Below are 20,938 nucleotides of genomic sequence, written 5' to 3' on the forward strand. Positions count from 1 at the left end.
TCAATCATCGACATGAAAACATCTATCTGGCCTTGCTAAAATTACTGCGTGAACAGCCGCTTTGATCGCGTTTGCTTCCTAAGACCCATTTATTTATTGAACCATTCTCAATCGATTAGTTACATTGAAAGTCATTTACCAATACGTATTCCGCGCATTTTTACTTCCACCAAAGCGCAGCAGGGCAGGATGGATAGCCCATCTGTGCAAGACTTTACCTTGCTTGGCGCGCCCAAAAAGCGGACAATTTCACCCTTGCCTGTACCCAAGGCAGTGGGCCATCAGTCCGCTTACGTAAACCCAAAGGTCAACTAACGCATGAATCTTCACGAATACCAAGGCAAACAACTGTTTGCCGAATACGGTTTGCCCGTTTCCAAAGGCTTTGCCGTAGACAGCGGTGATGAAGCCGCTGCCGCTTGCGAGAAAATCGGCGGCAATGAGTGGGTGGTTAAAGCCCAGGTACACGCGGGCGGGCGCGGCAAAGCCGGTGGGGTCAAGCTGGTTAAAAGCGCCGCCGAAGCCAAAGCCTTTGCCGAGCAATGGCTGGGCAAGCGCCTGGTCACTTATCAAACGGATGCCAGCGGCCAGCCGGTTGCCAAAATTCTGGTCGAATCCTGCACCGATATTGATCAAGAACTGTACTTGGGTGCCGTGGTAGACCGCGCAAGCCGCCGTATTGTGTTTATGGCCTCGACCGAAGGCGGCGTGGAAATTGAAAAAGTCGCCCATGAAACGCCGGAAAAAATCCTTAAAGCAAGCATTGACCCATTAACCGGCGCACAGCCTTATCAAGGCCGCGAGCTTGCATTTAAATTGGGGCTTAAAGGCGATCAGATTAAACAGTTCAGCCATATCTTTGTGGGGCTTGCCAAACTCTTTGTTGATTACGATTTGGCGCTGCTCGAAATTAATCCGCTGGTGATTAAAAAAGACGGCAACCTGCATTGTCTGGATGCCAAAATCAATATTGACGGCAATGCACTGTACCGCCAGCCCAAACTACGCGCCATGCACGACCCATCACAAGACGATGTCCGTGAAGCGCACGCCGCTAAATTCGAGCTTAATTATGTAGCCTTAGACGGCACCATTGGCTGCATGGTCAATGGCGCAGGACTTGCAATGGGCACCATGGATATTATCAAGCTGCACGGCGGTTTTCCGGCCAACTTTTTGGATGTCGGCGGCGGCGCCACCAAAGAGCGCGTCAGCGAAGCCTTTAAAATTATTTTGTCCGACAGCAAAGTCAAAGCCGTATTGGTGAATATCTTCGGTGGCATTGTGCGCTGCGATATGATTGCCGAAGGCATTATCGGTGCCGTTAAAGAAGTCGGCGTAAAAGTGCCGGTAGTCGTGCGCTTGGAAGGCAACAACGCCGAGCTTGGCGCAAAAACCTTGGCTGACAGCGGCCTTAATATTATTGCGGCAAAAAGTTTAACCGATGCCGCGCAGCAAGTGGTTAAAGCGGCGGAGGGTAAGTAATGAGCATTTTGGTTAATAAAGAAACCCGCGTTATCTGCCAGGGCTTTACCGGCGCACAGGGCACTTTCCATAGCGAACAAGCCATTGCTTACGGCACCAAAATGGTTGGCGGAGTAACGCCCGGCAAAGGCGGCAGCACGCATTTGGGATTGCCGGTATTTAATACCGTGGCAGAAGCCGTTGCACAAACTGGCGCTGAGGCTTCGGTGATTTATGTACCCGCGCCCTTTTGTAAAGATTCTATTTTGGAAGCGGCTAATGCTGGCATTAAACTGATTGTCTGCATTACCGAAGGCATTCCCACGCTGGATATGCTGGAAGCCAAAATTAAATGCGATGAACTTAACGTGCGTTTAATTGGTCCGAACTGCCCCGGTGTGATTACCCCCGGTGAATGCAAAATCGGCATTATGCCCGGACATATTCATTTACCCGGTAAAGTCGGTATTGTTTCGCGCTCGGGCACTTTGACCTATGAAGCGGTTAAACAAACCACCGATGCCGGTTTTGGACAATCCAGTTGTGTCGGTATCGGCGGCGACCCGATTCCGGGTTCGAGCTTTATCGATATTCTTAAACTGTTCCAAAACGACCCTGCGACCGAAGCCATCGTGATGATTGGCGAAATCGGCGGCAGCGCCGAAGAAGAAGCAGCCGCTTATATCAAAGCCAATGTGACCAAGCCGGTGGTGTCCTATATCGCCGGTGTCACCGCGCCGCCCGGTAAACGCATGGGACACGCCGGAGCCATTATTTCCGGTGGCAAAGGCACGGCAGACGAGAAATTTGCCGCCTTGCAAGATGCGGGCGTTAAAACCGTGCGCTCGCTGGCCGATATTGGCAGCGCATTGGCTGAAGTCACCGGCTGGCAAGTTAAAGCCTAAAAACCGCGGTAAATAAAAAAGCCACCTACGGGTGGCTTTTTATTTATACCCTCTACCCGCTCATGACTTATCCAGTGAAATAAGCTCAGCAATCTGCTTGGCCATTTTTTTTACCTTGTCGGCGTAGTTTGGGTCGCTGGCGTAACCGGCTTGTTGTAGTGCATCGATAAACTGTTCTGGATCATTAACCCGCTGCAGGGCTTCTTTATAACGTGGGTTGCTTTGTAGAAAATCCAGATAATCGGCAAAACTATGCACAAAAGAGGGATAGGCGCGAAATTTTTCGGTTTGCCGGGCGGCTTTGCCGTTTTGATATTCAGTAGTGACGGCGCTAACCGATGCGCCATCCCAGCCGTGGGCTTTGATACCAAATAGATTGTGACTACTTTGCCCATCGGCAAGACGCGGGGTGAAGCGTCCCCAGCCGCTTTCCAGCGCGGCTTGAGCGAGCAGCCAGAGCGGTTGCAGCCCCATTTTAAGGGCGGTGCTTTCGGCGAGCGGGGCGAGCCGCTTAATAAAGGCTTGCGGTGAAGTAAACTCGCTATCCGCACTCGCTTCTGCCTGCCATTTCTGTATTTTGTCTGCGCCTTGCAGGGTCTCGCGCTTTTCACCCGGCGCGCTGGCAGTGGGCGAGGATTGTGGGGAAAGTTGACGGATCAGCACTTCACTTAATCCCAATCCTTTTTGCTGCGATAAAGTCACCGCCAGTTGCTGGTCGAGCATCTCCTGATAGAGCTTGGTTTCGTTGCTTTGCAGGTAGCTGCCTTCGCTGAGCACATTGCTTGCCGCCCGCATGGCTTTAAGCATCTGTCCGAGCAGCAGCGCTTCAAATTCTTGCGCGACCTGTTTAAGACTTTCTTGCCCATTACTGTCTTTTTTTAGCGAGGCCAGTCGCGCAAGGTCGGTATAGGCAGCGGCGTTTATCGGAGCGGGCATGATTAAATAACAATCAGCTCAGCCTGTAACGCGCCCGCTTGTTTAAGCGCTTCGAGTATCGCCATTAAGTCCGAAGGCGACGCACCGACTTGGTTGACCGCACGGACGATTTCATCAAGGCTGGTGCCGGGGGCGAATTTAAACATGGGTCTTGCCTCTTCCTTGGCATTGACGCGAGAACGCGGCACGACGGCGGTTTGCCCCAAGGATTTAGGGTTCGGCTGGCTGACGTTTAATTCCTCGCTAATGCTCACCGAAAGGCTGCCATGCGTGACGGCGGCTGGGGATACGCGCACATTTTGGCCAATCACAATGGTGCCGGTGCGCGAGTTGATAATCACTTTGGCGACCGCTTGCCCGGCTTCAATTTCCAGATTTTCCAGCACTGCCAAATAATCCACACGGGCGCTGGAAGAGGCCGGGGCGCGTACGGTGATGGAGCCACCATCCAGTGCCTCGGCGACACCCGCGCCCAGTTTTTTATTGATGGTAGAGACGATATTTTTCGCCGTGGTGAAATCGGCGCGATTCAGTTGCAGCAGCAGCTCGCCGCCCTGCTCAAAGCCGCTAGGAACAGCGCGTTCAATGGTCGCGCCTGCGGGAATGCGCCCGCTTTGTGGCACATTGACGGAAATTCTTGAACCGTCGCGCCCTTCCGCGTCAAAGCCGCCGACCACCAGATTGCCTTGGGCGATCGCGTAGACATTGCCGTCGATACCTTTAAGCGGTGTCATCAGCAGGCTGCCGCCGCGCAGGCTTTTGGCGTTGCCGATGGAGGAAACGGTGATGTCGAGCGTCTGCCCGGGTCTGGCAAAAGCAGGCAACTCTGCCTGCACAGAAACTGCGGCGACGTTTTTAAGCTGCACATTACTGTAGCCGGGCGGTAGTTTGATGCCGAACTCCGACAGCATGTTGTTAAAGGTTTGCAGGGTAAAGGGCGTTTGGCTGGTCGCATCCCCGCTGCCGGAAAGGCCGACCACCAGGCCATAACCAATCAGCGGGTTGCTGCGCACGCCAGCAATGCTGGCAAGGTCTTTTAGGCGTTCGGCCTGCGCGGCGGTGCTTAGCAACAACAAAGCCAAAAGACGAATTAAAACGGCCATAGCGGACTCATAAAAAAGCGTTGCAGCCAACCGGGACGACTGGCATCGGCAAAGCTGCCGGTGCCGGAATAGGTGATTTTGGCATCGGCGATACGGGTGGACAGCACGCTGTTATCCGTGCCGATGTCGTCGCTGCGGATACGCCCGCTGATGCGCACCAGTTCATCGCCGGTATTAAGCGTTAGCCATTTTTCCCCGCGTACCAAGAGAGTGCCGCCGGGCAGCACATCGGTCACACTTACGGTAATCGAGCCAAACAGGCTATTGCTTTGCCCTGCTTGTGCGTTGCCTTTGCTCGAACGGGTCGCGTTGAACTCGCTATTGAGGCCCAGTCGCTCTCCCTGCAAGGGATTGGCTTTATCGCCCGGGTTTCTAATCGAAAGACTCGCGCCAAACAGTGATGACAGGCCGATATTCGCATTAGCATCCTTTTGGATTTGGCTACCGGCACGTTTGCTCGCTTGCGTGTGCTCGCTCAAATTAACGGTAATCAAATCACCGACGCGATACGCCTTGCGGTCGCTGTACAGATTGCTGGCGAAACCGTCCTGCCAAATCGCCCCACCGGTTTGCGCGGCAGGCAAGGGGGCAACCGGCACCGGCGGCGCGTAGCTGGCCTCATCCTTCGGTAGCGTGGGTGAACTGCAAGCGCTTAGCCAAAGGCTGCACAAGACAAAAAAAGCGCGTTTCATCCGTTATAGCGTCTGCGTAATAAAGCCCAGCATCTGGTCGGCGCTGGAGATCACTTTGGAGTTCATCTCATAAGCACGCTGCGTGGTAATCATATTGACCAATTCTTCCACCACACTGACATTGGAGCCTTCGAGCATCTTCTGCTTGAGACTGCCGATACCGTCAAGCCCCGGTGTGCCGACGCGCGGCGTGCCGCTGGCGCTGGTTTCAATAAACAGATTGCCACCAATCGCTTCCAGTCCGGCCGGATTGATAAAGTCCGCCAATTGGATTGAGCCGATTTCCTGCGCCTGCCCGTCGCCTGCCAAGGTGACGGAAACCGTACCGTCTTCGCCCACGGTAAAGTTCTTGACCTGGTCGGTCAGGCTGATCCCCGGCTCCAGCGCAAAGCCTTGCGCGGTGACCATCTGCCCGTCGCCGTTTAAGTGAAAGCTGCCGTCTCTGGTATAACCGATACTGCCGTCCGGCAGCGCCACTTGAAAAAAGCCGCGCCCGTCTATCGCCAAATCCAGCGGATGCTGCGTGTCTTGCAAGGAACCTGCGGAAAACAGCTTTTGCGTGCCGACCACGCGCACCCCGGTGCCCAGTTGCAGGCCGGACGGCAGCTCGCTCTCTTGGCTGCTGGCGGCGCCCGGTTGACGGCGGATTTGGTAGAGCAAATCCTCAAACTCCACCCGGTCACGCTTAAAGCCGGTGGTCGAAACGTTCGCCAAGTTATTGGAAATCGCCGCCAGATTGGCATCCTGTGCGGCAAGGCCGGTCTTGCTGACCCAAAGGGCGGGAAGCATTTTTAGATCTCCTGGTGGTTTACCCTCTCCCAAGGCTATGAGAGGGCTGAATAGGCTTTAACCGCGCATGATTTGCGCCAGTGCCGCGTCGTCGTCTTCGGCGCTTTTCATCATCTTGACGGACAGCTCAAACTGACGCGACAGCGCGAGGATTTCGGTCATCTCGGCGACTGCATTCACATTGCTGCTTTCCAAAAAGCCCGCCGTCACCTGAACCTGCCCATCGGCAGGCAATTCTTGAGCCTCTTTGTGACGAATCAAACCGTCCAAGCCTTTTTGTAACGAGCGACTGTCTGCATTGACCAGTTTCAAGCGGTCGATTTGCGCCAGCGCCTCGCTGCCAGTCGGACGAATGCTGATCGTGCCATCGGCCGCGATTTCCAGCGACTGCTGCGGCGGCACGGCAATCGGCCCGCCGTTACCCAATACCGCCAGGCCGGTTTGTGTACGCAGCACGCCTTGCGCGTCGATGACAAGGCTCGCGCAGCGCACATAGGCTTCGCTGCCGTCTTTGGCCTGCACCGCCAGCCAGCCGTCGCCACGAATGGCAACGTCCATCGGGTTGCCGGTTTCTTGCAAGGTGCTACTTGCAAAATCGGTCGCCGGACGTTCGGTCATGGCATAAGCCCGTGCCGGAAAGCCATCGCCATAAACCGGCATGGCGCGCGCCTGCTCAAAGTCACGGCGAAAACCGCTGGTAGCCACATTGGCGAGATTATTGGCGTGCGCGCGCAGCGCCAGCGAGTTTTGGCTCGCGCCGCTCATGGCAACGTAAAGCAGCTTATCCACAGACTTACCTTAGGTTAATCAGCGTTTGCGTAATGGCGCTTTCGGTTTCGATGGTCTTGGCGTTGGCCTGATAGTTGCGCTGCGCAACGATCAGATTGACCATTTGTTCGGACAGTTCGATATTGGCATCTTCCAGCGCGTGCGAATGCAACTTACCCAAGGTGCCGGAACTTGGCGCACCGATCACCGCTTCGCCCGATTCCAAGGTCTGCGCCCAACTGGTTTTGCCAAGCGCGGTCAAGCCCTGCACATTAGCAAAGTCGGCCAGCGCCACTTGCCCTTGCAGTTTTGTCATACCGTTGGTGTAGCGGGTAAAAATCATCCCGCGCTCATCAATCTCAACGCCGGATAGCTGGCCGGTGCTGTAGCCGTTTTGGCTTTGACTGTTAACGCCAAAAGCCGAGGCAAATTGGGTGGATTGGCGCAAATCCATTTGGATGCCCTCTGCTGCGGCGGCGGAGCCGTTAGCAGACCATTTCGGCGGCGTGCCGCCGTCTGCATGCGCCGGAATCCAGCCTTCGAGTTTAAGCAGCCCGCCCGGCCCTACGCTAATGCCACCGCTGGCGGCGAGTTTGCTGGTATCCAGGCGCCCGGCACTGTCAAACTCAAGGCTGACCATCGCCGCTTCAGTGCTTTCTGGATTGGTCGGCGAGCGGCCATCAATTAACGTCTTCATCTGCCACTGGCCTTGGCCGGTTTTGACAAAGTATTGGGTTAAATGGTGTGAGTTACCTTGACTGTCAAACAGTTCAATCGAGGTGGAATGGTTGTAACTCGCAGGATCCTTGGGGTTAAAGGTTTTATTGGCTGCCTCAAGCGCACCGGCTTTATCGTCAGGATTAGCCTTTAAATGCTCGTCATAAGCATTTTGCCAAGCCGTTGGCGATGCCTTGCTTGAGTCCAGATTAAAGTTCCATTCAATCCGGCTGGAGGCTTTGGGTTCGTGGTTGCCTTTGGCAATCTGCAAATCGCCCAATACGCCGTTTTGCAGACGGCCTTCGCTATCGGCGCGATACCCCTGCAGGCGCTGGTTAAAGTTATTGACGATATAGCCTTGGTTGTCCGCTTTAAAATAACCGGCGCGCGTGTAACTAATTTCACCGCCGTCTTTGGTGACAAAAAAACCGTTACCGTTAATGGCTAAATCCAGCGGATTTTGCGTGTCGTTAATATTGCCCTGATAAAACAATTGTGCAATATGCGGCTGTTGTACACCACTGCCTCTTGGACTGCTGCCAAGACCATGTACGGAAGCGGCATAAAGATCCGCAAACTCTGCCCTGGATTGTTTAAATCCGGCACTGCCCACATTGGCAATATTATTGCCGGTGACCGAAAGGTCTGCATTGGCCGCGCGCAAACCGCTTAAGCCGATATTAAACGCCATCCACTACTCCAAAGCCGCAACTGCAAGCGGCAATTATTAAATCTTACATAAAGCGACCGGTATTTCCGTCGTCGCGTTCTCGTTGGATGCGCTGGTAAATTTCTTCACGATGAACCGAAACATCTTTAGGCGCATCCACGCCAAGACGAATTTGATTGCCTTTTACACCAAGCACGGTAATGGCAACATCATCACCGACCATCAGGGTTTCGCCAATCCGGCGAGTTAAAATAAGCATTTCCTTAACTTCCATTCAATAACAGGCACATTTTATGTGCAATTTTTTAAATACTTTGGACCAGTGATCCAAAGTATTTCCCTTGACGACTAACTGCTGATGCCATGCACCGCTGAAAGCGGCACACTGCCCAGTCCTGCCAATTCCAGATACACCTCGCCTGCCGCCATGCGTACGCTATCCACCTTGGTGGGCAACAGGGTATAAAGTTCGCGCTCGCCCTCTTCATAGCTTGCCTTGGCAGAAAAACGGTATTTGCCCGCAGGCAGTGTTTTTCCTTCATCATCCTTGCCATCCCACTCAAACGGCACTTCACCGGCCTTTTGCTGCCCTAACTCGATGCGGCGCAACAAATTGCCTTGTTCATCGTAGACCTCAAGGCTCACCTTCTCGCTGGCAACGGGTAACTGCACATTGCCTTTAAAAGGTTGCCCGGTATCCACATGGGCCGCATCCGCCGCCAGCCATACCTGCTTACCCACCAAGGAGACCGCCTGCAATGCCTGCGCCGAACGCTGCTGTAACAACAGTGCAGCCATACTCTCATCGAGCTTTTGCAAGCCTTCTACCTGGCTAAACTGCGCAAGTTGGGCGATAAACTCGCTGTTGCCTTGCGGTGCCAGCGGGTCTTGATTGTTAAGCTGGGCAATCAGCAGATTTAAAAAAGCATCTTTACCCAATGCTTTGTTGTTATCGGCAGCACCACCACTTACTTTAGAATCATTGGATAGCGCCTGTGCAAAATAGTTCTGCTGGATATTCATAAGACTCTACTGCCCCAGCGTTAATACTTTGAGCATCATTTGACGGGCACTGTCCATCACTTGCACATTGGCTTGAAAAGCGCGGCTGGCGGAAATCATATCGGCCATTTCTTCAACCACATTGACATTCGGATAATAGACATAGCCGTTTTCATCAGCCGCCGGATGTCCGGGCTCATAACGCGGGGTTAAACTGGAGGTATCCTCCACTACGCCCAATACAGCAACGCCAACGCCTGCCTCTTGAGATTCAGCAAATAATGAAGCACTGCTGGAAAAATCTTTTGATTGTTGTAATACACTGGCAAATACCGGATGACGGGCGCGATAAGTGCCCCCTTCACTGGAAGAAACGCTTTGTGCGTTGGCGATATTGCTGGATACGGTATTAAGCCGAGTGGTTTGCGCACTCATGGCGGAACCGGCAATATTAAACACTTGCGACAAACTCATAGACTAAATATTCCACTGCTACACTACGAAAAATCGTTGTTAAATGAGCTGGTTTAAAATTTATTCACCGCGTATCGCGGCGAGCAAGCCTTTAAATTGATTATTCAGCAAGGTAAAACTACTTTGAAAACGCAAGCTGTTTTCGGCATAACGCGCCTGTTCCGCATCGGCATCAACGCTATTGCCATCAATAGCCGCCTGCATCGGCACACGAAACTTTAAATGCGCATCGCCTACCTGCTGCCCACCGGTAGGGATATGCAAATGGTGCGTGATTCGCGCCGTCAATTCTGTAGCAGAGCCGCCGCCTGATACTTGCCTTTTAAGCGCCTCGCTAAAATCCAAATCACGCGCTTGGTAATTCGGCGTATCGGCATTAGCGAGATTATTGGCCAGCAGCTCTGCTCGCCGCGCCCGCAAACCCAGCGCTTGCTCATGTAGACCCAAAGCATTGGCAAAGCTGATATTCATGATGAGGCCTTAACGGTTTATTTGACGCTTTAATGATAAAAAGCAAAGCGCGTGCCATATCCTTACCATACTCTATGGCTTAACACCGTGCGTTGAGGCAAACCATCCATACATAAATTGCCTATCCATCAGCAGGCAAGAGCAAAACTGCAAAACAAGCCTTGCTGCTTAGAGCGGATAGTGAAAGCGTTTTTGATCGTGATTTTTCGCAAAAAACTCAGTGGCTTTCTGCCGTCGCCCATTCATCGATAGTCGAAAGTGCAAGCGTCGGGAAATCGGTAATGATGCTGTCCACGCCAAGCTTTGCCAGCCTTTGCATATCGCTCGCATCATTGACCGTCCAAACCGACAGATGCACACCGGCACCTTTCGCTTTGGCGACTCGCTCGGCGGTGCAAGCCTTCCAGTTCAGTGCGAGCAGCGAGCAGCCGTAGCGCAGTGCTTTATCGACCGGACAGCGCAAACTGCGCTCAGCGACCAGACCACGTTTAAGATGAGGCGCAAATTCGCGCAAGGCATCAAGCACCAGGGTCGAGGCGGAAGTGACAGTGATCACTTCACTGACCGAGTATTGATCCGCAAGACGGGCTATTTCCTTGGCCATTTTTTCGGCAACGCCTTTGGAGACGTTTTTCACTTCAAGCTGCCAGTGTTCAAACCGGCACTTGGCAAACAGCTCACAAAGACGCGGAATGGGGCAAGGCACCGGCCAGGCAGGCCCTGCTTGCCTGGCATCCATGCGCACCAACTCCTTGGCGGCAAACTCGATGACATCCCCGAGCTTGCCAGTGGTGCGCATTAAAGTGGGGTCGTGGATAACCATCAGCTCGCCATCACTGGACAGGTGCAAGTCCAGCTCGCAGCGACGAATCCCCTGCTCCAGACAATGCACAAAACCCGCCAGTGTATTTTCCGGTGCCTCCCCCTTGGCTCCACGATGGCCATAAACTTGCGTCATATTGCTTTTACCTTTTCTTTAATAATGTTGGTAAATCAATTATTTAGGCAGACCGCTTGCGGTTGTTACTTTTCTTGAGTCTTTTGTGCCTCCTGTGCGAGCAGCATCCGTTTACGTTCCACTCCCCAGCGGTAGCCTGCCAGCGCACCGTCACGGCGCACCACACGATGGCAGGGAATCAGCAGCGCCAGCCGATTGCGTGCACAGGCTGAAGCCACTGCGCGTACCGCACCGGGCTTGCCGATTCGCCGGGCTATCTCGCTGTAGCTTAGGGTAGCGCCGGGCGCTATCTGCTGTAGTGTCTGCCAAACCTGCTGTTCAAAGGCACTGGCACCGGTATCAAGCGGCAGAAGGCAAAGCGTTTTCGGGTTTTCCAGCACAGCAATCACTTCAGCGAGCGCGGCTTTCAGCGCCGTTTGCGCCTGTTGCAATTTAGCATCAGGAAAGGCTTGCTGTAACTGCTGAGCTAAAACCTTTTCATCATCGCCAAAAAATACTGCACAAACGCCACGCGAAGACTGTGCAAACAGCATCAGGCCCAAGATACAGGGCGCTGTGGCAAAGCGGATGTCACCTTTATTCGTTGTAGTGCTCATCGTCTTAACCTTAAGCAAAAAAGCAAGGATAGCCTTTTGCAATCACTGCTTGTCATTTGCCATATCAAGCTAAAACCATAGAAACGCAGCGCTTCCCTCGCTTAAACCATTTCAATGAATTTCGCACGCAGGCAGCAGACCATTAAAAACCAAGCCTAAAAACCGGAGCCTTTACGGCTCCGGTTGTTTTTTGCCTATGCCTTAAACACGCTCAAGCACCGTGCTGATGCCTTGCCCCAAGCCGATGCACATGGTGGCAAGCCCCAAGGTACCGCCATTTTGCTTCATCACGTTAAGCAAGGTGCCGCAGATCCGTGCACCCGAACAACCAAACGGATGCCCCAAGGCAATCGCGCCGCCGTGCAGGTTGACCTTGTCATCCATCTTGTCGAGCAGTTTGAGGTCTTTAAGCACCGGCAGCGCCTGCGCGGCAAAGGCTTCGTTCAGCTCGACAAAGTCGATGTCGTCGATGGAAAGACCGGCACGTTGCAAGGCTTTTTTGCTGGCAGGCACCGGGCCGTAACCCATAATCGCCGGGTCAACACCGGCCACCGCCATTGAGCGAACCCGTGCCAGCGGGGTGATACCAAGGTCTTTGGCACGCTGCGCACTCATCACGATCAGGCAGGACGCGCCGTCTGTGACCTGCGAAGAAGTACCGGCCGTCACCGTGCCTTTTTTCTTGTCGAAAACCGGCGCTAACTTGGCAAGAGCTTCCAGCGTGGTATCCGCGCGGATGGTTTCGTCATAGTCATAGCGTTTGGGCAGGTCGTTTTCGTCATAACCCTGCATGGGGATGATTTCGCCTTCAAAACGACCTTCGATGGTTGCTTTGTGCGCCAAACGGTGCGAACGAACGCCAAAGGCATCCTGTTGCTCGCGGGTGATCCCGTGCATTTTGGCGAGCACTTCGGCTGTGAGTCCCATCAGCCCGGACGCGCGCGCCGAATACAGGGAAAGTTGCGGGTTGGGATCTACCCCGTGCTGCATGGACAAATGCCCCATGTGCTCCACGCCGCCCACCACAAACACATCGCCGTTACCGCTTTGAATGGCCTGCACCGCCGTGTGCAGCGCACTCATCGATGAGCCGCATAGACGGCTGACGGTTTGTGCGCTGGAGCTGTGTGGAATCGGCGTCATCAAAGAGGCCATACGCGCAATATTCCAGCCTTGTTCCAAGGTTTGGTTGACGCAGCCCCAAATCACATCTTCGACTTCGTTCGGGTTGACCTTGGGGTTACGCGCAAGGACTTTAGTAATCAAGTCTGCCGACAGGTTCTCAGCGCGGGTGTTGCGGTGCATTCCACCTTTGGAGCGCCCCATCGGGCTGCGGCCAAAGTCAACGATGACGGCATCTTTTGCATTCAAACTCATGACTGTTCACTCCCATTTAGGCAAAAAAGCGTTGGCCGTTTTTGGCGCGTTCACGCAACCATTCGGTCGGCTGGTACAGAGGCTCTGCATACTCGGCATAGCGTTCGGCCAGAGCAATAAACTCATTTAGGCCGATGCTATCCATGTAGCGGAACGCGCCTCCCAAGAAGGGCGGGAAACCAATGCCGTAAATCAGGCTGATGTCAGCCTCGGCGGCGCTTTCAACAATGCCTTCCTCCAAGCAGCGGGCAGCTTCCAGACAAAGTGGAATCATCATCATGTTCATGATGTCTTCGTCAGAAAACTCGACCTTGCGGCGAACAATGGGTTGGAGCAGTGAGTAAATTTCTGGGTCGTGGATTTTTTTCGGTTTGCCTCGTTTGTCCAGTTCATAGGCGTAAAAGCCCTTGCCGTTTTTCTGGCCGAAACGTCCGGCTTCAAACAGCACGTCCATGGCATTTTTGCCAAATTTTTTGCGCGCTTGCCCGACTCGCTCGGGATAGCCTTCTTCCAGCACTTTACTGGCGTGGTGACCGGTATCGATACCGACCATGTCCGACAGGTAAGCCGGCCCCATCGGCCAGCCGAATTTCTCGGCCAGCTTGTCGATGCGGACAAAGTCTTCACCGAGGGCGAGCAGCAGGCCGAAACCGGCCATGTAGGGAAACAGTACGCGGTTAATCCAAAAGCCGGGGCAGTCATGCACCACTACTGGCGTTTTGCCCAGCTTTTTGGCGTAGTTCAGCACCGTGGCAACGGCTTTATCGCTGGTTTTTTTACCGCGGATGATTTCCACCAACGGCATTTTGTGCACCGGGTTGAAAAAGTGCATGCCGATAAAGTTTTCCGGGCGCTTTAAGCCTTCGGCGAGCTTGCTGATGGAGATGGTCGAAGTGTTGGAGCAAAGGACAGCGCCTTCATCCATGATGCCTTCGACCTCAGCCAGCACAGCAGATTTGACCTTGGGATTTTCCACCACCGCCTCAACCACCAAGTCGGTATAAGCAAAATCACCGTAGCTGAGCGTCGGGCGGATGGAGGTTAAGCACTTAGCCAGTTTCTCGCTGGTGACTTTGCCTTTTTCCACACCGGCCAGCAGCAGTTTGGTCGCTTCATCTAGACCTGCTTTGATACCGGCTTCGCCAATATCTTTCATCACAATGGGCACACCGCTTTTGGCCGACTGAAAGGCAATGCCGCCGCCCATAATGCCCGCGCCAATAACCCCGGCGACTTTCACTTCACGCGCCAAGGGTGCCAATTCTTTGGCTTTTTTCTTCAATACCTGGTCGTTGTGATAAAGGCCGACCAGCGCTTTGGCCACCGACGTTTTCGCCAACTTGGCAAAGCTCGCCGCTTCAATATCCAGCGCTTTTTCACGGCCTTGCTCAGCACCTTTGCGGATGCTGTTCATGGCTTCTAGCGGCGCCGGGTAGTGGTTGCCCGCTTTTTGAATAATGAAACCCTTGATGCTCTCAAAAGCCATCAATTGTTCCATCGGGTTGAGTTTGAGTTTTTCCAGCTTGGGCTGGCGTTTGGCACGCCAATCCAACTCGCCGTCAACGGCGCGTTGCAGCAGGGTCAACGCAGCATCTCGCAGCTTGTCATCTTTGGCTACCGCATCAATGCAGCCGTTTTTCAGCGCCGCAGCGGGTTTGTGGTTCATGCCACCGGCGGCAATCCATTCAGCCGCGTTATCCACCCCGGCTACGCGCGAAAGGCGCACCGTGCCACCAAAGCCCGGCTGAATGCCCAGCATGATTTCCGGCAAGCCCATGCGCGCGCTTTCTGCGGCAATGCGGTAATCACAGGCGAGACACATCTCAAAACCGCCACCCAGCGCAAGGCCATTGATGGCGGCGACAGTCGGCACCGGCAAGTCTTCAAAATCGCTAAAAATCCGGTTGATTTCACGCACCATCGCCGCTAGTTGTTGTTCCGGGAAGTTAAACAGCGCGTTAAATCCGTCGATGTCGGCACCGACGATAAAAGCCTCTTTACCACTGGTGACCAATACACCACGAAGGTTTTTATCCGCTTTTAAAATATCGACCACCTGCCGAAACTCGCGCAGCGTGACCTCATCAAATTTGTTGACCGACTCGCCCTGAAGGTCGAAGTTCATCTCAACGATACCGGCCGAAAGTTCTTTGACCGTTATGCCTTTACCTTGAAAAATCATCAACATTCTCCATACCCATTTAACAACACAAACCACCAGCCACAAACCGGCATGGCGTTACCTTTACTCATCACTCTTAACACAAAGCTCCATACCAATGGAATGGTTAGCTTGCACGCAAGATCAAGGCATTGGCAAGGGCTTTTTAATAAAGGCTCCGTACGCCCGCTTTTGATTTGCTAAATTTACCCACAGAAACTGTTGATAACTTTGTGCAAAAAGTCTGCAAAAGCCTCGCAAGAAGCCAGCCCATGCTGCTTGGAAACAAATCGAACAAATTTTAACCATCAGCTAAAGTATAATAAAATCAATAAGTTATTATATTGCGCGTGGCTATCAATGGTTTACTGAAAGGTTATTGAGAAACACTTGCAGGCTGTGCATAAAAGTAACAGTCAAGGGGTCAATAGGGTTGCTTTAAGCAGACAAATCCAGTAATACATCGCCTGCTTAAGACAAAAAGCTCGGCTGCTCCCATCAATGGTCATTCAAAAGGGTGACTGCTATGATTGCTGATCGCTTGCATCAAGCAAGCGCGATCCCCGTGAAATTAAGCCTTTTCAGCCAAGCCGCAAGACTTGGCAAGCCCCCTTATTTGAGGAGACCCATCATGGCCTTTGTATTGCCACCGTTGCCCTATGAAAAAAATGCGCTGGAGCCGCATATTTCCAGCGAGACCATCGAGTACCACTACGGCAAGCACCACAACACCTATGTGGTCAACCTGAACAATCTGGTGCCAGGTACTGAATTTGAAGGCAAATCCTTAGAAGACATTATCAAAACCTCATCCGGCGGCATTTTTAATAATGCTGCGCAGATTTGGAACCACAGTTTCTATTGGGAGTGCCTGTCACCAAGTGGCGGCGGCGAGCCTGGCGGCGAGCTGGGTAAAGCGATTGACACAGCCTTCGGCTCTTTTGCCAAGTTCAAAGAAGAGTTCACTAAAACCGCCATCGGCACTTTTGGCTCGGGCTGGGCTTGGCTGGTGAAAAAAGCCGACGGTTCACTGGCACTTGCCAGCACCATCGGCGCGGGCTGCCCGCTCACCAGTGGTGATACGCCACTACTGACCTGTGATGTATGGGAACACGCTTATTACATCGACTACCGCAACCTGCGCCCGAAATACGTCGAGGCGTTCTGGAATTTGGTGAACTGGGACTTTGTCGCCAAAAACTACGCCGCTTAAGGTTTAAAAGGCCCAGGGTCTGTTCCCGTTTCAAACGCGAGCCGCGCTGCTGCTCAAAATTTTGCCAGACTAGGCGCAGCATGCAGCCAATGTGTACAACCTTGGCAAATGCTGCAACAACGTATGGCGAAATTTTGAGCGCAGCCCGAAGGGACGGGGCAGATTTTGCGCGCCGCTGTGTTGCTCGTCGTTCATTTGCATGAGCAAATTTCTATTCTCGCGCCTTGCCGCGCGAAAAATCTGCCTCCGTCGCGGCCACGTTTGAAGCGGGAGCAGACCCTAGCCACGGTCAGGCTTTTTTATATGCAACGCCAAGCGCCGCTAACACTTGCGCGAGTTCTGCCGAAACCTCGGCTTGCGCACGCACGGCAAGGCTGCTGATTTCGCGCCGCTCGGGATAGTGTTTACGCAGCGCGTCAAAAGCGGCGCGGCGCTCCAAGGCATTCCCACGCAGACTTAGGCGAAACGCGGCATCGTCGCGGCGCACGTCATAGACGGCGCGACAGAGGGTGGCGAGCGCCCAATCCGGCGGGCAGTTGCCATGCAAATGCAGTCCGGCCAACCAAGGTGCGGGTAACAGCGCTTGCAACTGTACACGCGGCGCAAGGCCTAAATGCTCACAGAGCGCTTGGTAAATCTGCGCCGTGCCGCGCAGTCTGCCATCTAAACTGTAACCTGCGATATGCGGCGTGGCGATAGTGCAACGCGCGGCGAGTTCTGTACAAACTTGCGGCTCGCCCTCCCATACATCCAGCACCAGCGCTAAATCTTCACGCGCCGTTAATAACGCCAGGTTATCGACGACTGCGCCACGGCTACTGTTTATCAACCAAGTGTGCGGGCGCATTTGCGCGAGTTGGTTCGCGCCGATGAGATGACGAGTGCTGGCATTAAGCGGCGTATGCAGGCTAATCACGTCGCATTCGGCGAGTATCTTATCAAGATGGACAAATTCACCGCCTTCGGCGGCCTGCCTTGGTGGGTCGCATTGCCAGACCGAGCAGCCCAGCGCTTTTAACAACGCAACCAACAGGCCACCGACCGCGCCACAACCCACTACGCCATAACGGCGCTCGCGTAGTGCTACACCGCGGCGCTCAGCCAGTACCAGCAAGCTGGACAGTACGTAATCGACCACCGCGCGTGCATTGCAGCCCGGTGCACTGGCAAAAGCGATGTGCCGCTCTCGCAGATAATCCAAGTCGAGATGGTCTGTGCCGATGGTGCAGGTACCCACAAAACGCACTTTGCTGCCTTCCAACAGAGGGCGGTCAACCTGGGTGACTGAACGCACCAACAGCACATCGGCATCTTTCAGTACAGCGGGGGCGAGCGCTCGCCCCGGCACGCGGCACAGCTCGCCCAACGAGGCAAAAAACGCATCAGCCAGCGGGATATTTTCATCGGCCAGAATACGCACGCTAAATATCCAATGCTTTGGGTTGGTAGCCCTGCTGGCGGTAATGGCGGAAGTTGTCACGGCTCGCCTGGAGCCGTTCGGGGTCCTGGCTAACCAGCTCGATAATCCGCGAAAAATATTGAATATGCGGCGAAACGCCGCGATTAAGATTAATTAAAAGCCCTCCACTTTGTGCCGGAGGCTCATTTTCACCAATCACTACCGGAGCGACCGGGTTATCTTCGGCCAACTCATGCGGCACAAAAGCCTCCGCCTTAAAGCGCCAGAGTAGTTCATCGATCGTCTGCATTTCCTCGCCATCTTGGCAGCGGATAAACACCGGCAGACCGGCCTGCCAGCCTTTACGCGCCAGTTGACAAGCCGCCCGTAACCGCGCATCCGCCTGCGTACTGCCAAGTCGATAAAATTCAATGCGCACAGGGCGGCTCCCGCCTCATTTGAAACGGGAAACAAATCCTAACTATTAACAATGCGGAAACCGACTTTAATCGTCACTTGGTAATGCCCAACACCACCATCCACGATATGACCGCGTGTATCAATCACCTCAAACCATTCCATCAGATTAAGGCTTTTCGCCGCTTCAGCCAGCGCGTTTTCAATGGCATCTTCAATACTGGTCTTGGATGAACCTACCAGCTCGATTTTTTTGTAGGTGTGATGGTCGGACATAAAAATTCCCCTGTTCTGGATGTGTTAGGGGGATAAGCCTACACCTCTTGCACGCGGTTTGGCAGCCTGATGGATGCAAAACGCCGCTTTTGCCTTTATCCTTGGCTCTTGCCGTGACCGCCTTGCCAAGCAAGGCAACCCAAGAGGATTTCCCCTGCATGACTTCACTTCGAGCTGGCCCGGATGAACGCGGCCTGTTTGCCGATTTTGGCGGTCAATATGTGGCCGAAACGCTGATGCCACTGGTGCGCTGGCTGGCCGATGAATACCAAAAAGCCAAGGCCGACAGCGCTTTTGCCGAAGAACTTGGTGCGCTTTGCCGCGATTTTATCGGCAGACCCAGCCCGCTATATTTTGCCGAAAGGCTTTCTGCGCACTGTGGCGGCGCAAAGATTTATCTAAAGCGCGAAGATTTAAACCACACCGGCGCGCACAAAATCAACAACTGCGTCGGCCAGATTTTGCTGGCGCGGCGCATGGGCAAGCGACGCATCATTGCCGAAACCGGTGCGGGCATGCACGGGGTTGCCGTCGCCACGGTCGCCGCGCGTTTTGGCATGCCGTGCGTGATTTTTATGGGCACCACCGATATTGACCGCCAACAGGCCAATGTCTTTCGTATGAAGCTGCTCGGCGCTGAGGTGATTCCAGTCACATCCGGCACGGGTACGCTTAAAGACGCGATGAACGAGGCGCTACGCGATTGGGTCACTCAGGTTGCCGATACTTTTTATCTGATTGGCTCGGTCGCAGGCCCGCACCCTTATCCGCAGATGGTGCGCGACTTTCAATGCGTGATTGGCAATGAAACACGCGAGCAAATACAAGCTAAAGAAGGCCGTCTGCCGGATTCGCTGATTGCTTGTGTCGGTGGCGGCTCCAATGCGATGGGACTGTTCCATCCGTTTTTGGATGAGCCTTCGGTACAAATTATCGGTGTAGAAGCGGCTGGACACGGGATTGAAACGGGATTGCATGCGGCTAGCTTAAACGGCGGCTCGCCCGGCGTGCTGCACGGCAATCGCAGCTTCTTTTTGCAAACAGGCGACGGGCAGATTATCGACGCGCATTCGATTTCTGCCGGTCTCGACTACCCCGGCATTGGCCCGGAACACGCTTTTTTGCACCAGATTGGCCGCGCCGAATACAGCGCCGTAACCGATCAAGAAGCGCTGGCGGCGTTTCACCTGTGCTCGCGTCTGGAAGGCATTATTCCAGCGCTCGAATCGGCGCACGCGCTGGCCGAAGCCTTTAAGCGAGCGCCCAAGCTGCCCAAGGAGCATCTGATGGTGGTCAATCTGTCCGGCCGTGGTGACAAAGACATGCAAACCGTGATGCAGCATCTGTCGGAGGCCTCCCAATGAGCCGCCTTACGACAGCCTTTGCGCAGCTTAAGCAGCAAAACCGCGCCGCGCTGATTACTTTTGTCACCGCGGGCGATCCCAACTACGAGCAGAGCCTTGCCCTGCTCAAAGCACTCCCCGAAGCGGGCGCGGATATTATTGAACTCGGCATGCCGTTTTCTGACCCGATGGCCGACGGTCCGGCCATTCAACGCGCCAATCTGCGGGCGCTGGCGGGCGGGCAGACGCTTCCCCGCACCTTGCAAATGGTGCGCGAGTTTCGAGCGGAAAACCAAAAGACACCCCTGGTGCTGATGGGCTATTTCAACCCCATCCACCGCTACGGCGTGCCGACTTTTATCGAACAGGCCAAAGCCGCTGGGGTCGATGGGCTGATTGTGGTGGATTTACCGGTCGAGCACGACGCGCAGCTCTGCACTCCGGCGCAAGCGGCCGGGTTGGATTTTATTCGTCTGTGCACGCCAACTACCGATGAAAACCGCCTGCCGAAAGTGCTTACCGGCAGTTCCGGCTTTATCTACTACATATCAGTCGCGGGCGTAACCGGCGCGGCCAGTGCCAGCGAGCAGCAGCTCAAGCAAGCGCTATCCAGGCTGCGCCGTCACAGCCGGTTGCCGCTGGCCGTCGGCTTTGGCATTCGCTCGCCGGAACAAGCCGCGATGGTGGCGCATCTTGCCGATGGCGTGGTGGTGGGTTCTGCCCTGGTGGAAAAAATCGCCGAGGCGGCCTCCCCAGAGCAGGCTACTGCGGATGTGTTGGCGCTTTGCCGGGAACTTTCTGCGGCGGTACACGAGGCAAGAAACACCTAAATTCTTACCCTCGCCCGCAAGCGGGCAGAGGAGCACAAAGAGCGCCTTGGCGGCATAGCACAATTCAGGCACAATATACGCCGCTTTTTCGCCTGGCATTTTGCGCCGGGCGTTTTATTGGTATTTCAAAGGATATTTGCATGTCGAAAGAAGACAGCTTCGAGATGGAAGGCACTGTCGTCGATACATTGCCCAACGCCATGTTCCGTGTGGAACTGGAAAATGGGCACGTGGTCACTGCGCATATTTCCGGCAAGATGCGCAAAAACTACATTCGCATTTTGACCGGCGATAAAGTGCGCGTTGAATTAACGGCTTATGACTTGGGCAAAGGCCGCATTACCTACCGCGCCCGTTGATTGTTCCTGCCAAGTAAT

General features: G+C 54.2%; 23 protein-coding genes. 6 read left to right on the forward strand and 17 right to left on the reverse strand.

Features of this window, described 5'->3' with window-relative positions; all coding sequences use genetic code 11:
* Positions 1–318 precede the first annotated feature (318 nt).
* Positions 319–1,485 (forward strand): ADP-forming succinate--CoA ligase subunit beta, encoded by a 1,167-nt coding sequence (gene sucC, locus AXE65_RS10020; RefSeq protein ID WP_068391672.1) that lies wholly within the window; start codon positions 319–321, stop codon positions 1,483–1,485.
* On the forward strand, positions 1,485–2,369 hold the full coding sequence (gene sucD, locus AXE65_RS10025; RefSeq protein WP_068391675.1) for a succinate--CoA ligase subunit alpha: 885 nt from the start codon (positions 1,485–1,487) through the stop codon (positions 2,367–2,369). The genes sucC and sucD overlap by 1 nt, the downstream gene beginning before the upstream one ends.
* A gap of 60 nt (positions 2,370–2,429) precedes the next feature.
* On the opposite strand, the gene flgJ is transcribed toward sucD, so the two are convergent.
* The 14 genes from flgJ to fadB all read right to left on the reverse strand — a co-directional run bounded on the left by flgJ (position 2,430) and on the right by fadB (position 15,104).
* Positions 2,430–3,305, reverse strand: coding sequence for a flagellar assembly peptidoglycan hydrolase FlgJ (gene flgJ / locus AXE65_RS10030; protein ID WP_068391678.1), 876 nt, complete (start codon positions 3,303–3,305; stop codon positions 2,430–2,432).
* A gap of 2 nt (positions 3,306–3,307) precedes the next feature.
* Positions 3,308–4,408: a flagellar basal body P-ring protein FlgI gene (locus tag AXE65_RS10035; protein ID WP_068391682.1), complete on the reverse strand. Its 1,101-nt coding sequence runs from the start codon at positions 4,406–4,408 to the stop codon at positions 3,308–3,310.
* Positions 4,396–5,100, reverse strand: coding sequence for a flagellar basal body L-ring protein FlgH (flgH, locus tag AXE65_RS10040; protein WP_068391685.1), 705 nt, complete (start codon positions 5,098–5,100; stop codon positions 4,396–4,398). The genes AXE65_RS10035 and flgH overlap by 13 nt, the downstream gene beginning before the upstream one ends.
* A gap of 3 nt (positions 5,101–5,103) precedes the next feature.
* On the reverse strand, positions 5,104–5,889 hold the full coding sequence (flgG, locus tag AXE65_RS10045) for a flagellar basal-body rod protein FlgG (protein WP_068391686.1): 786 nt from the start codon (positions 5,887–5,889) through the stop codon (positions 5,104–5,106).
* Positions 5,890–5,946: 57 nt separating this feature from the next.
* Positions 5,947–6,678, reverse strand: a complete 732-nt coding sequence (gene flgF, locus AXE65_RS10050; RefSeq protein WP_068391689.1) for a flagellar basal-body rod protein FlgF — start codon at positions 6,676–6,678, stop codon at positions 5,947–5,949.
* A gap of 4 nt (positions 6,679–6,682) precedes the next feature.
* The gene (flgE, locus tag AXE65_RS10055) at positions 6,683–8,065 is read right to left on the reverse strand and encodes a flagellar hook protein FlgE (RefSeq protein ID WP_068391691.1); all 1,383 of its coding nucleotides are present in this window, start codon (positions 8,063–8,065) and stop codon (positions 6,683–6,685) included.
* A 43-nt stretch (positions 8,066–8,108) separates the two neighbouring features.
* Positions 8,109–8,303: a carbon storage regulator CsrA gene (gene csrA, locus AXE65_RS10060; RefSeq protein WP_068391694.1), complete on the reverse strand. Its 195-nt coding sequence runs from the start codon at positions 8,301–8,303 to the stop codon at positions 8,109–8,111.
* Between the two features lie 89 nt (positions 8,304–8,392).
* The gene (locus AXE65_RS10065; protein ID WP_068391696.1) at positions 8,393–9,067 is read right to left on the reverse strand and encodes a flagellar hook assembly protein FlgD; all 675 of its coding nucleotides are present in this window, start codon (positions 9,065–9,067) and stop codon (positions 8,393–8,395) included.
* 6 nt (positions 9,068–9,073) lie between these two features.
* Positions 9,074–9,520 carry a flagellar basal body rod protein FlgC gene (gene flgC, locus AXE65_RS10070; protein ID WP_068391699.1) on the reverse strand — a complete coding sequence of 149 codons (447 nt, stop codon included), beginning with the start codon at positions 9,518–9,520 and terminating at the stop codon, positions 9,074–9,076.
* Between the two features lie 60 nt (positions 9,521–9,580).
* Entirely contained in the window at positions 9,581–9,991 is a 411-nt protein-coding gene (gene flgB, locus AXE65_RS10075; RefSeq protein ID WP_068391701.1) for a flagellar basal body rod protein FlgB, read from the reverse strand.
* Between the two features lie 217 nt (positions 9,992–10,208).
* Entirely contained in the window at positions 10,209–10,949 is a 741-nt protein-coding gene (locus AXE65_RS10080) for a glycerophosphodiester phosphodiesterase (protein WP_068391704.1), read from the reverse strand.
* Positions 10,950–11,014: 65 nt separating this feature from the next.
* Positions 11,015–11,545, reverse strand: coding sequence for a methylated-DNA--[protein]-cysteine S-methyltransferase (locus tag AXE65_RS10085; RefSeq protein ID WP_068391707.1), 531 nt, complete (start codon positions 11,543–11,545; stop codon positions 11,015–11,017).
* A 201-nt stretch (positions 11,546–11,746) separates the two neighbouring features.
* On the reverse strand, positions 11,747–12,922 hold the full coding sequence (gene fadA, locus AXE65_RS10090; protein ID WP_068391710.1) for an acetyl-CoA C-acyltransferase FadA: 1,176 nt from the start codon (positions 12,920–12,922) through the stop codon (positions 11,747–11,749).
* Between the two features lie 16 nt (positions 12,923–12,938).
* Positions 12,939–15,104, reverse strand: coding sequence for a fatty acid oxidation complex subunit alpha FadB (gene fadB / locus AXE65_RS10095; protein WP_068391713.1), 2,166 nt, complete (start codon positions 15,102–15,104; stop codon positions 12,939–12,941).
* 610 nt (positions 15,105–15,714) lie between these two features.
* On the opposite strand from fadB, the gene AXE65_RS10100 reads away from it, so the two are divergent.
* Positions 15,715–16,296 (forward strand): superoxide dismutase, encoded by a 582-nt coding sequence (locus AXE65_RS10100; protein ID WP_068391716.1) that lies wholly within the window; start codon positions 15,715–15,717, stop codon positions 16,294–16,296.
* 289 nt (positions 16,297–16,585) lie between these two features.
* Here the strand turns inward: AXE65_RS10100 and pdxB are convergent, their stop codons facing one another.
* The 3 genes from pdxB to AXE65_RS10115 are packed head-to-tail and all read right to left on the reverse strand — an operon-like array spanning position 16,586 to position 18,388.
* Positions 16,586–17,716 carry a 4-phosphoerythronate dehydrogenase PdxB gene (gene pdxB, locus AXE65_RS10105; RefSeq protein ID WP_068391719.1) on the reverse strand — a complete coding sequence of 377 codons (1,131 nt, stop codon included), beginning with the start codon at positions 17,714–17,716 and terminating at the stop codon, positions 16,586–16,588.
* A gap of 1 nt (position 17,717) precedes the next feature.
* Entirely contained in the window at positions 17,718–18,134 is a 417-nt protein-coding gene (locus AXE65_RS10110; protein WP_068391721.1) for a DNA polymerase III subunit chi, read from the reverse strand.
* 38 nt (positions 18,135–18,172) lie between these two features.
* A complete protein-coding gene (locus AXE65_RS10115; RefSeq protein ID WP_068391724.1) occupies positions 18,173–18,388 on the reverse strand; it encodes a dodecin in 216 nt (71 codons plus the stop codon).
* A 158-nt stretch (positions 18,389–18,546) separates the two neighbouring features.
* On the opposite strand from AXE65_RS10115, the gene trpB reads away from it, so the two are divergent.
* From trpB to infA, 3 genes are all read left to right on the forward strand, one after another.
* Positions 18,547–19,752, forward strand: coding sequence for a tryptophan synthase subunit beta (gene trpB, locus AXE65_RS10120; RefSeq protein WP_068391756.1), 1,206 nt, complete (start codon positions 18,547–18,549; stop codon positions 19,750–19,752).
* Positions 19,749–20,561 (forward strand): tryptophan synthase subunit alpha, encoded by an 813-nt coding sequence (trpA, locus tag AXE65_RS10125; RefSeq protein WP_068391727.1) that lies wholly within the window; start codon positions 19,749–19,751, stop codon positions 20,559–20,561. Before trpB ends, trpA begins: the two co-directional genes overlap by 4 nt.
* A 140-nt stretch (positions 20,562–20,701) precedes the next feature.
* Positions 20,702–20,920 carry a translation initiation factor IF-1 gene (infA, locus tag AXE65_RS10130; protein ID WP_068391730.1) on the forward strand — a complete coding sequence of 73 codons (219 nt, stop codon included), beginning with the start codon at positions 20,702–20,704 and terminating at the stop codon, positions 20,918–20,920.
* Positions 20,921–20,938: the final 18 nt, after the last annotated feature.

Origin of the sequence: Ventosimonas gracilis (assembly GCF_001580025.1) — a bacterium.
Lineage (GTDB): Bacteria > Pseudomonadota > Gammaproteobacteria > Pseudomonadales > Pseudomonadaceae > Ventosimonas > Ventosimonas gracilis.

Bases quoted from the DNA above. Each gene is read 5' to 3' on its own strand.
- sucC (WP_068391672.1), top strand. From the start codon at position 319: ATGAATCTTCACGAATACCAAGGCAAACAACTGTTTGCCGAATACGGT.
- sucD (WP_068391675.1), top strand. From the start codon at position 1,485: ATGAGCATTTTGGTTAATAAAGAAACCCGCGTTATCTGCCAGGGCTTT.
- flgJ (WP_068391678.1), bottom strand. From the start codon at position 3,305: ATGCCCGCTCCGATAAACGCCGCTGCCTATACCGACCTTGCGCGACTG.
- AXE65_RS10035 (WP_068391682.1), bottom strand. From the start codon at position 4,408: ATGGCCGTTTTAATTCGTCTTTTGGCTTTGTTGTTGCTAAGCACCGCC.
- flgH (WP_068391685.1), bottom strand. From the start codon at position 5,100: ATGAAACGCGCTTTTTTTGTCTTGTGCAGCCTTTGGCTAAGCGCTTGC.
- flgG (WP_068391686.1), bottom strand. From the start codon at position 5,889: ATGCTTCCCGCCCTTTGGGTCAGCAAGACCGGCCTTGCCGCACAGGAT.
- flgE (WP_068391691.1), bottom strand. From the start codon at position 8,065: ATGGCGTTTAATATCGGCTTAAGCGGTTTGCGCGCGGCCAATGCAGAC.
- csrA (WP_068391694.1), bottom strand. From the start codon at position 8,303: ATGCTTATTTTAACTCGCCGGATTGGCGAAACCCTGATGGTCGGTGAT.
- AXE65_RS10065 (WP_068391696.1), bottom strand. From the start codon at position 9,067: ATGAATATCCAGCAGAACTATTTTGCACAGGCGCTATCCAATGATTCT.
- flgC (WP_068391699.1), bottom strand. From the start codon at position 9,520: ATGAGTTTGTCGCAAGTGTTTAATATTGCCGGTTCCGCCATGAGTGCG.
- flgB (WP_068391701.1), bottom strand. From the start codon at position 9,991: ATGAATATCAGCTTTGCCAATGCTTTGGGTCTACATGAGCAAGCGCTG.
- AXE65_RS10080 (WP_068391704.1), bottom strand. From the start codon at position 10,949: ATGACGCAAGTTTATGGCCATCGTGGAGCCAAGGGGGAGGCACCGGAA.
- AXE65_RS10085 (WP_068391707.1), bottom strand. From the start codon at position 11,545: ATGAGCACTACAACGAATAAAGGTGACATCCGCTTTGCCACAGCGCCC.
- fadA (WP_068391710.1), bottom strand. From the start codon at position 12,922: ATGAGTTTGAATGCAAAAGATGCCGTCATCGTTGACTTTGGCCGCAGC.
- fadB (WP_068391713.1), bottom strand. From the start codon at position 15,104: ATGATTTTTCAAGGTAAAGGCATAACGGTCAAAGAACTTTCGGCCGGT.
- AXE65_RS10100 (WP_068391716.1), top strand. From the start codon at position 15,715: ATGGCCTTTGTATTGCCACCGTTGCCCTATGAAAAAAATGCGCTGGAG.
- AXE65_RS10115 (WP_068391724.1), bottom strand. From the start codon at position 18,388: ATGTCCGACCATCACACCTACAAAAAAATCGAGCTGGTAGGTTCATCC.
- trpB (WP_068391756.1), top strand. From the start codon at position 18,547: ATGACTTCACTTCGAGCTGGCCCGGATGAACGCGGCCTGTTTGCCGAT.
- trpA (WP_068391727.1), top strand. From the start codon at position 19,749: ATGAGCCGCCTTACGACAGCCTTTGCGCAGCTTAAGCAGCAAAACCGC.
- infA (WP_068391730.1), top strand. From the start codon at position 20,702: ATGTCGAAAGAAGACAGCTTCGAGATGGAAGGCACTGTCGTCGATACA.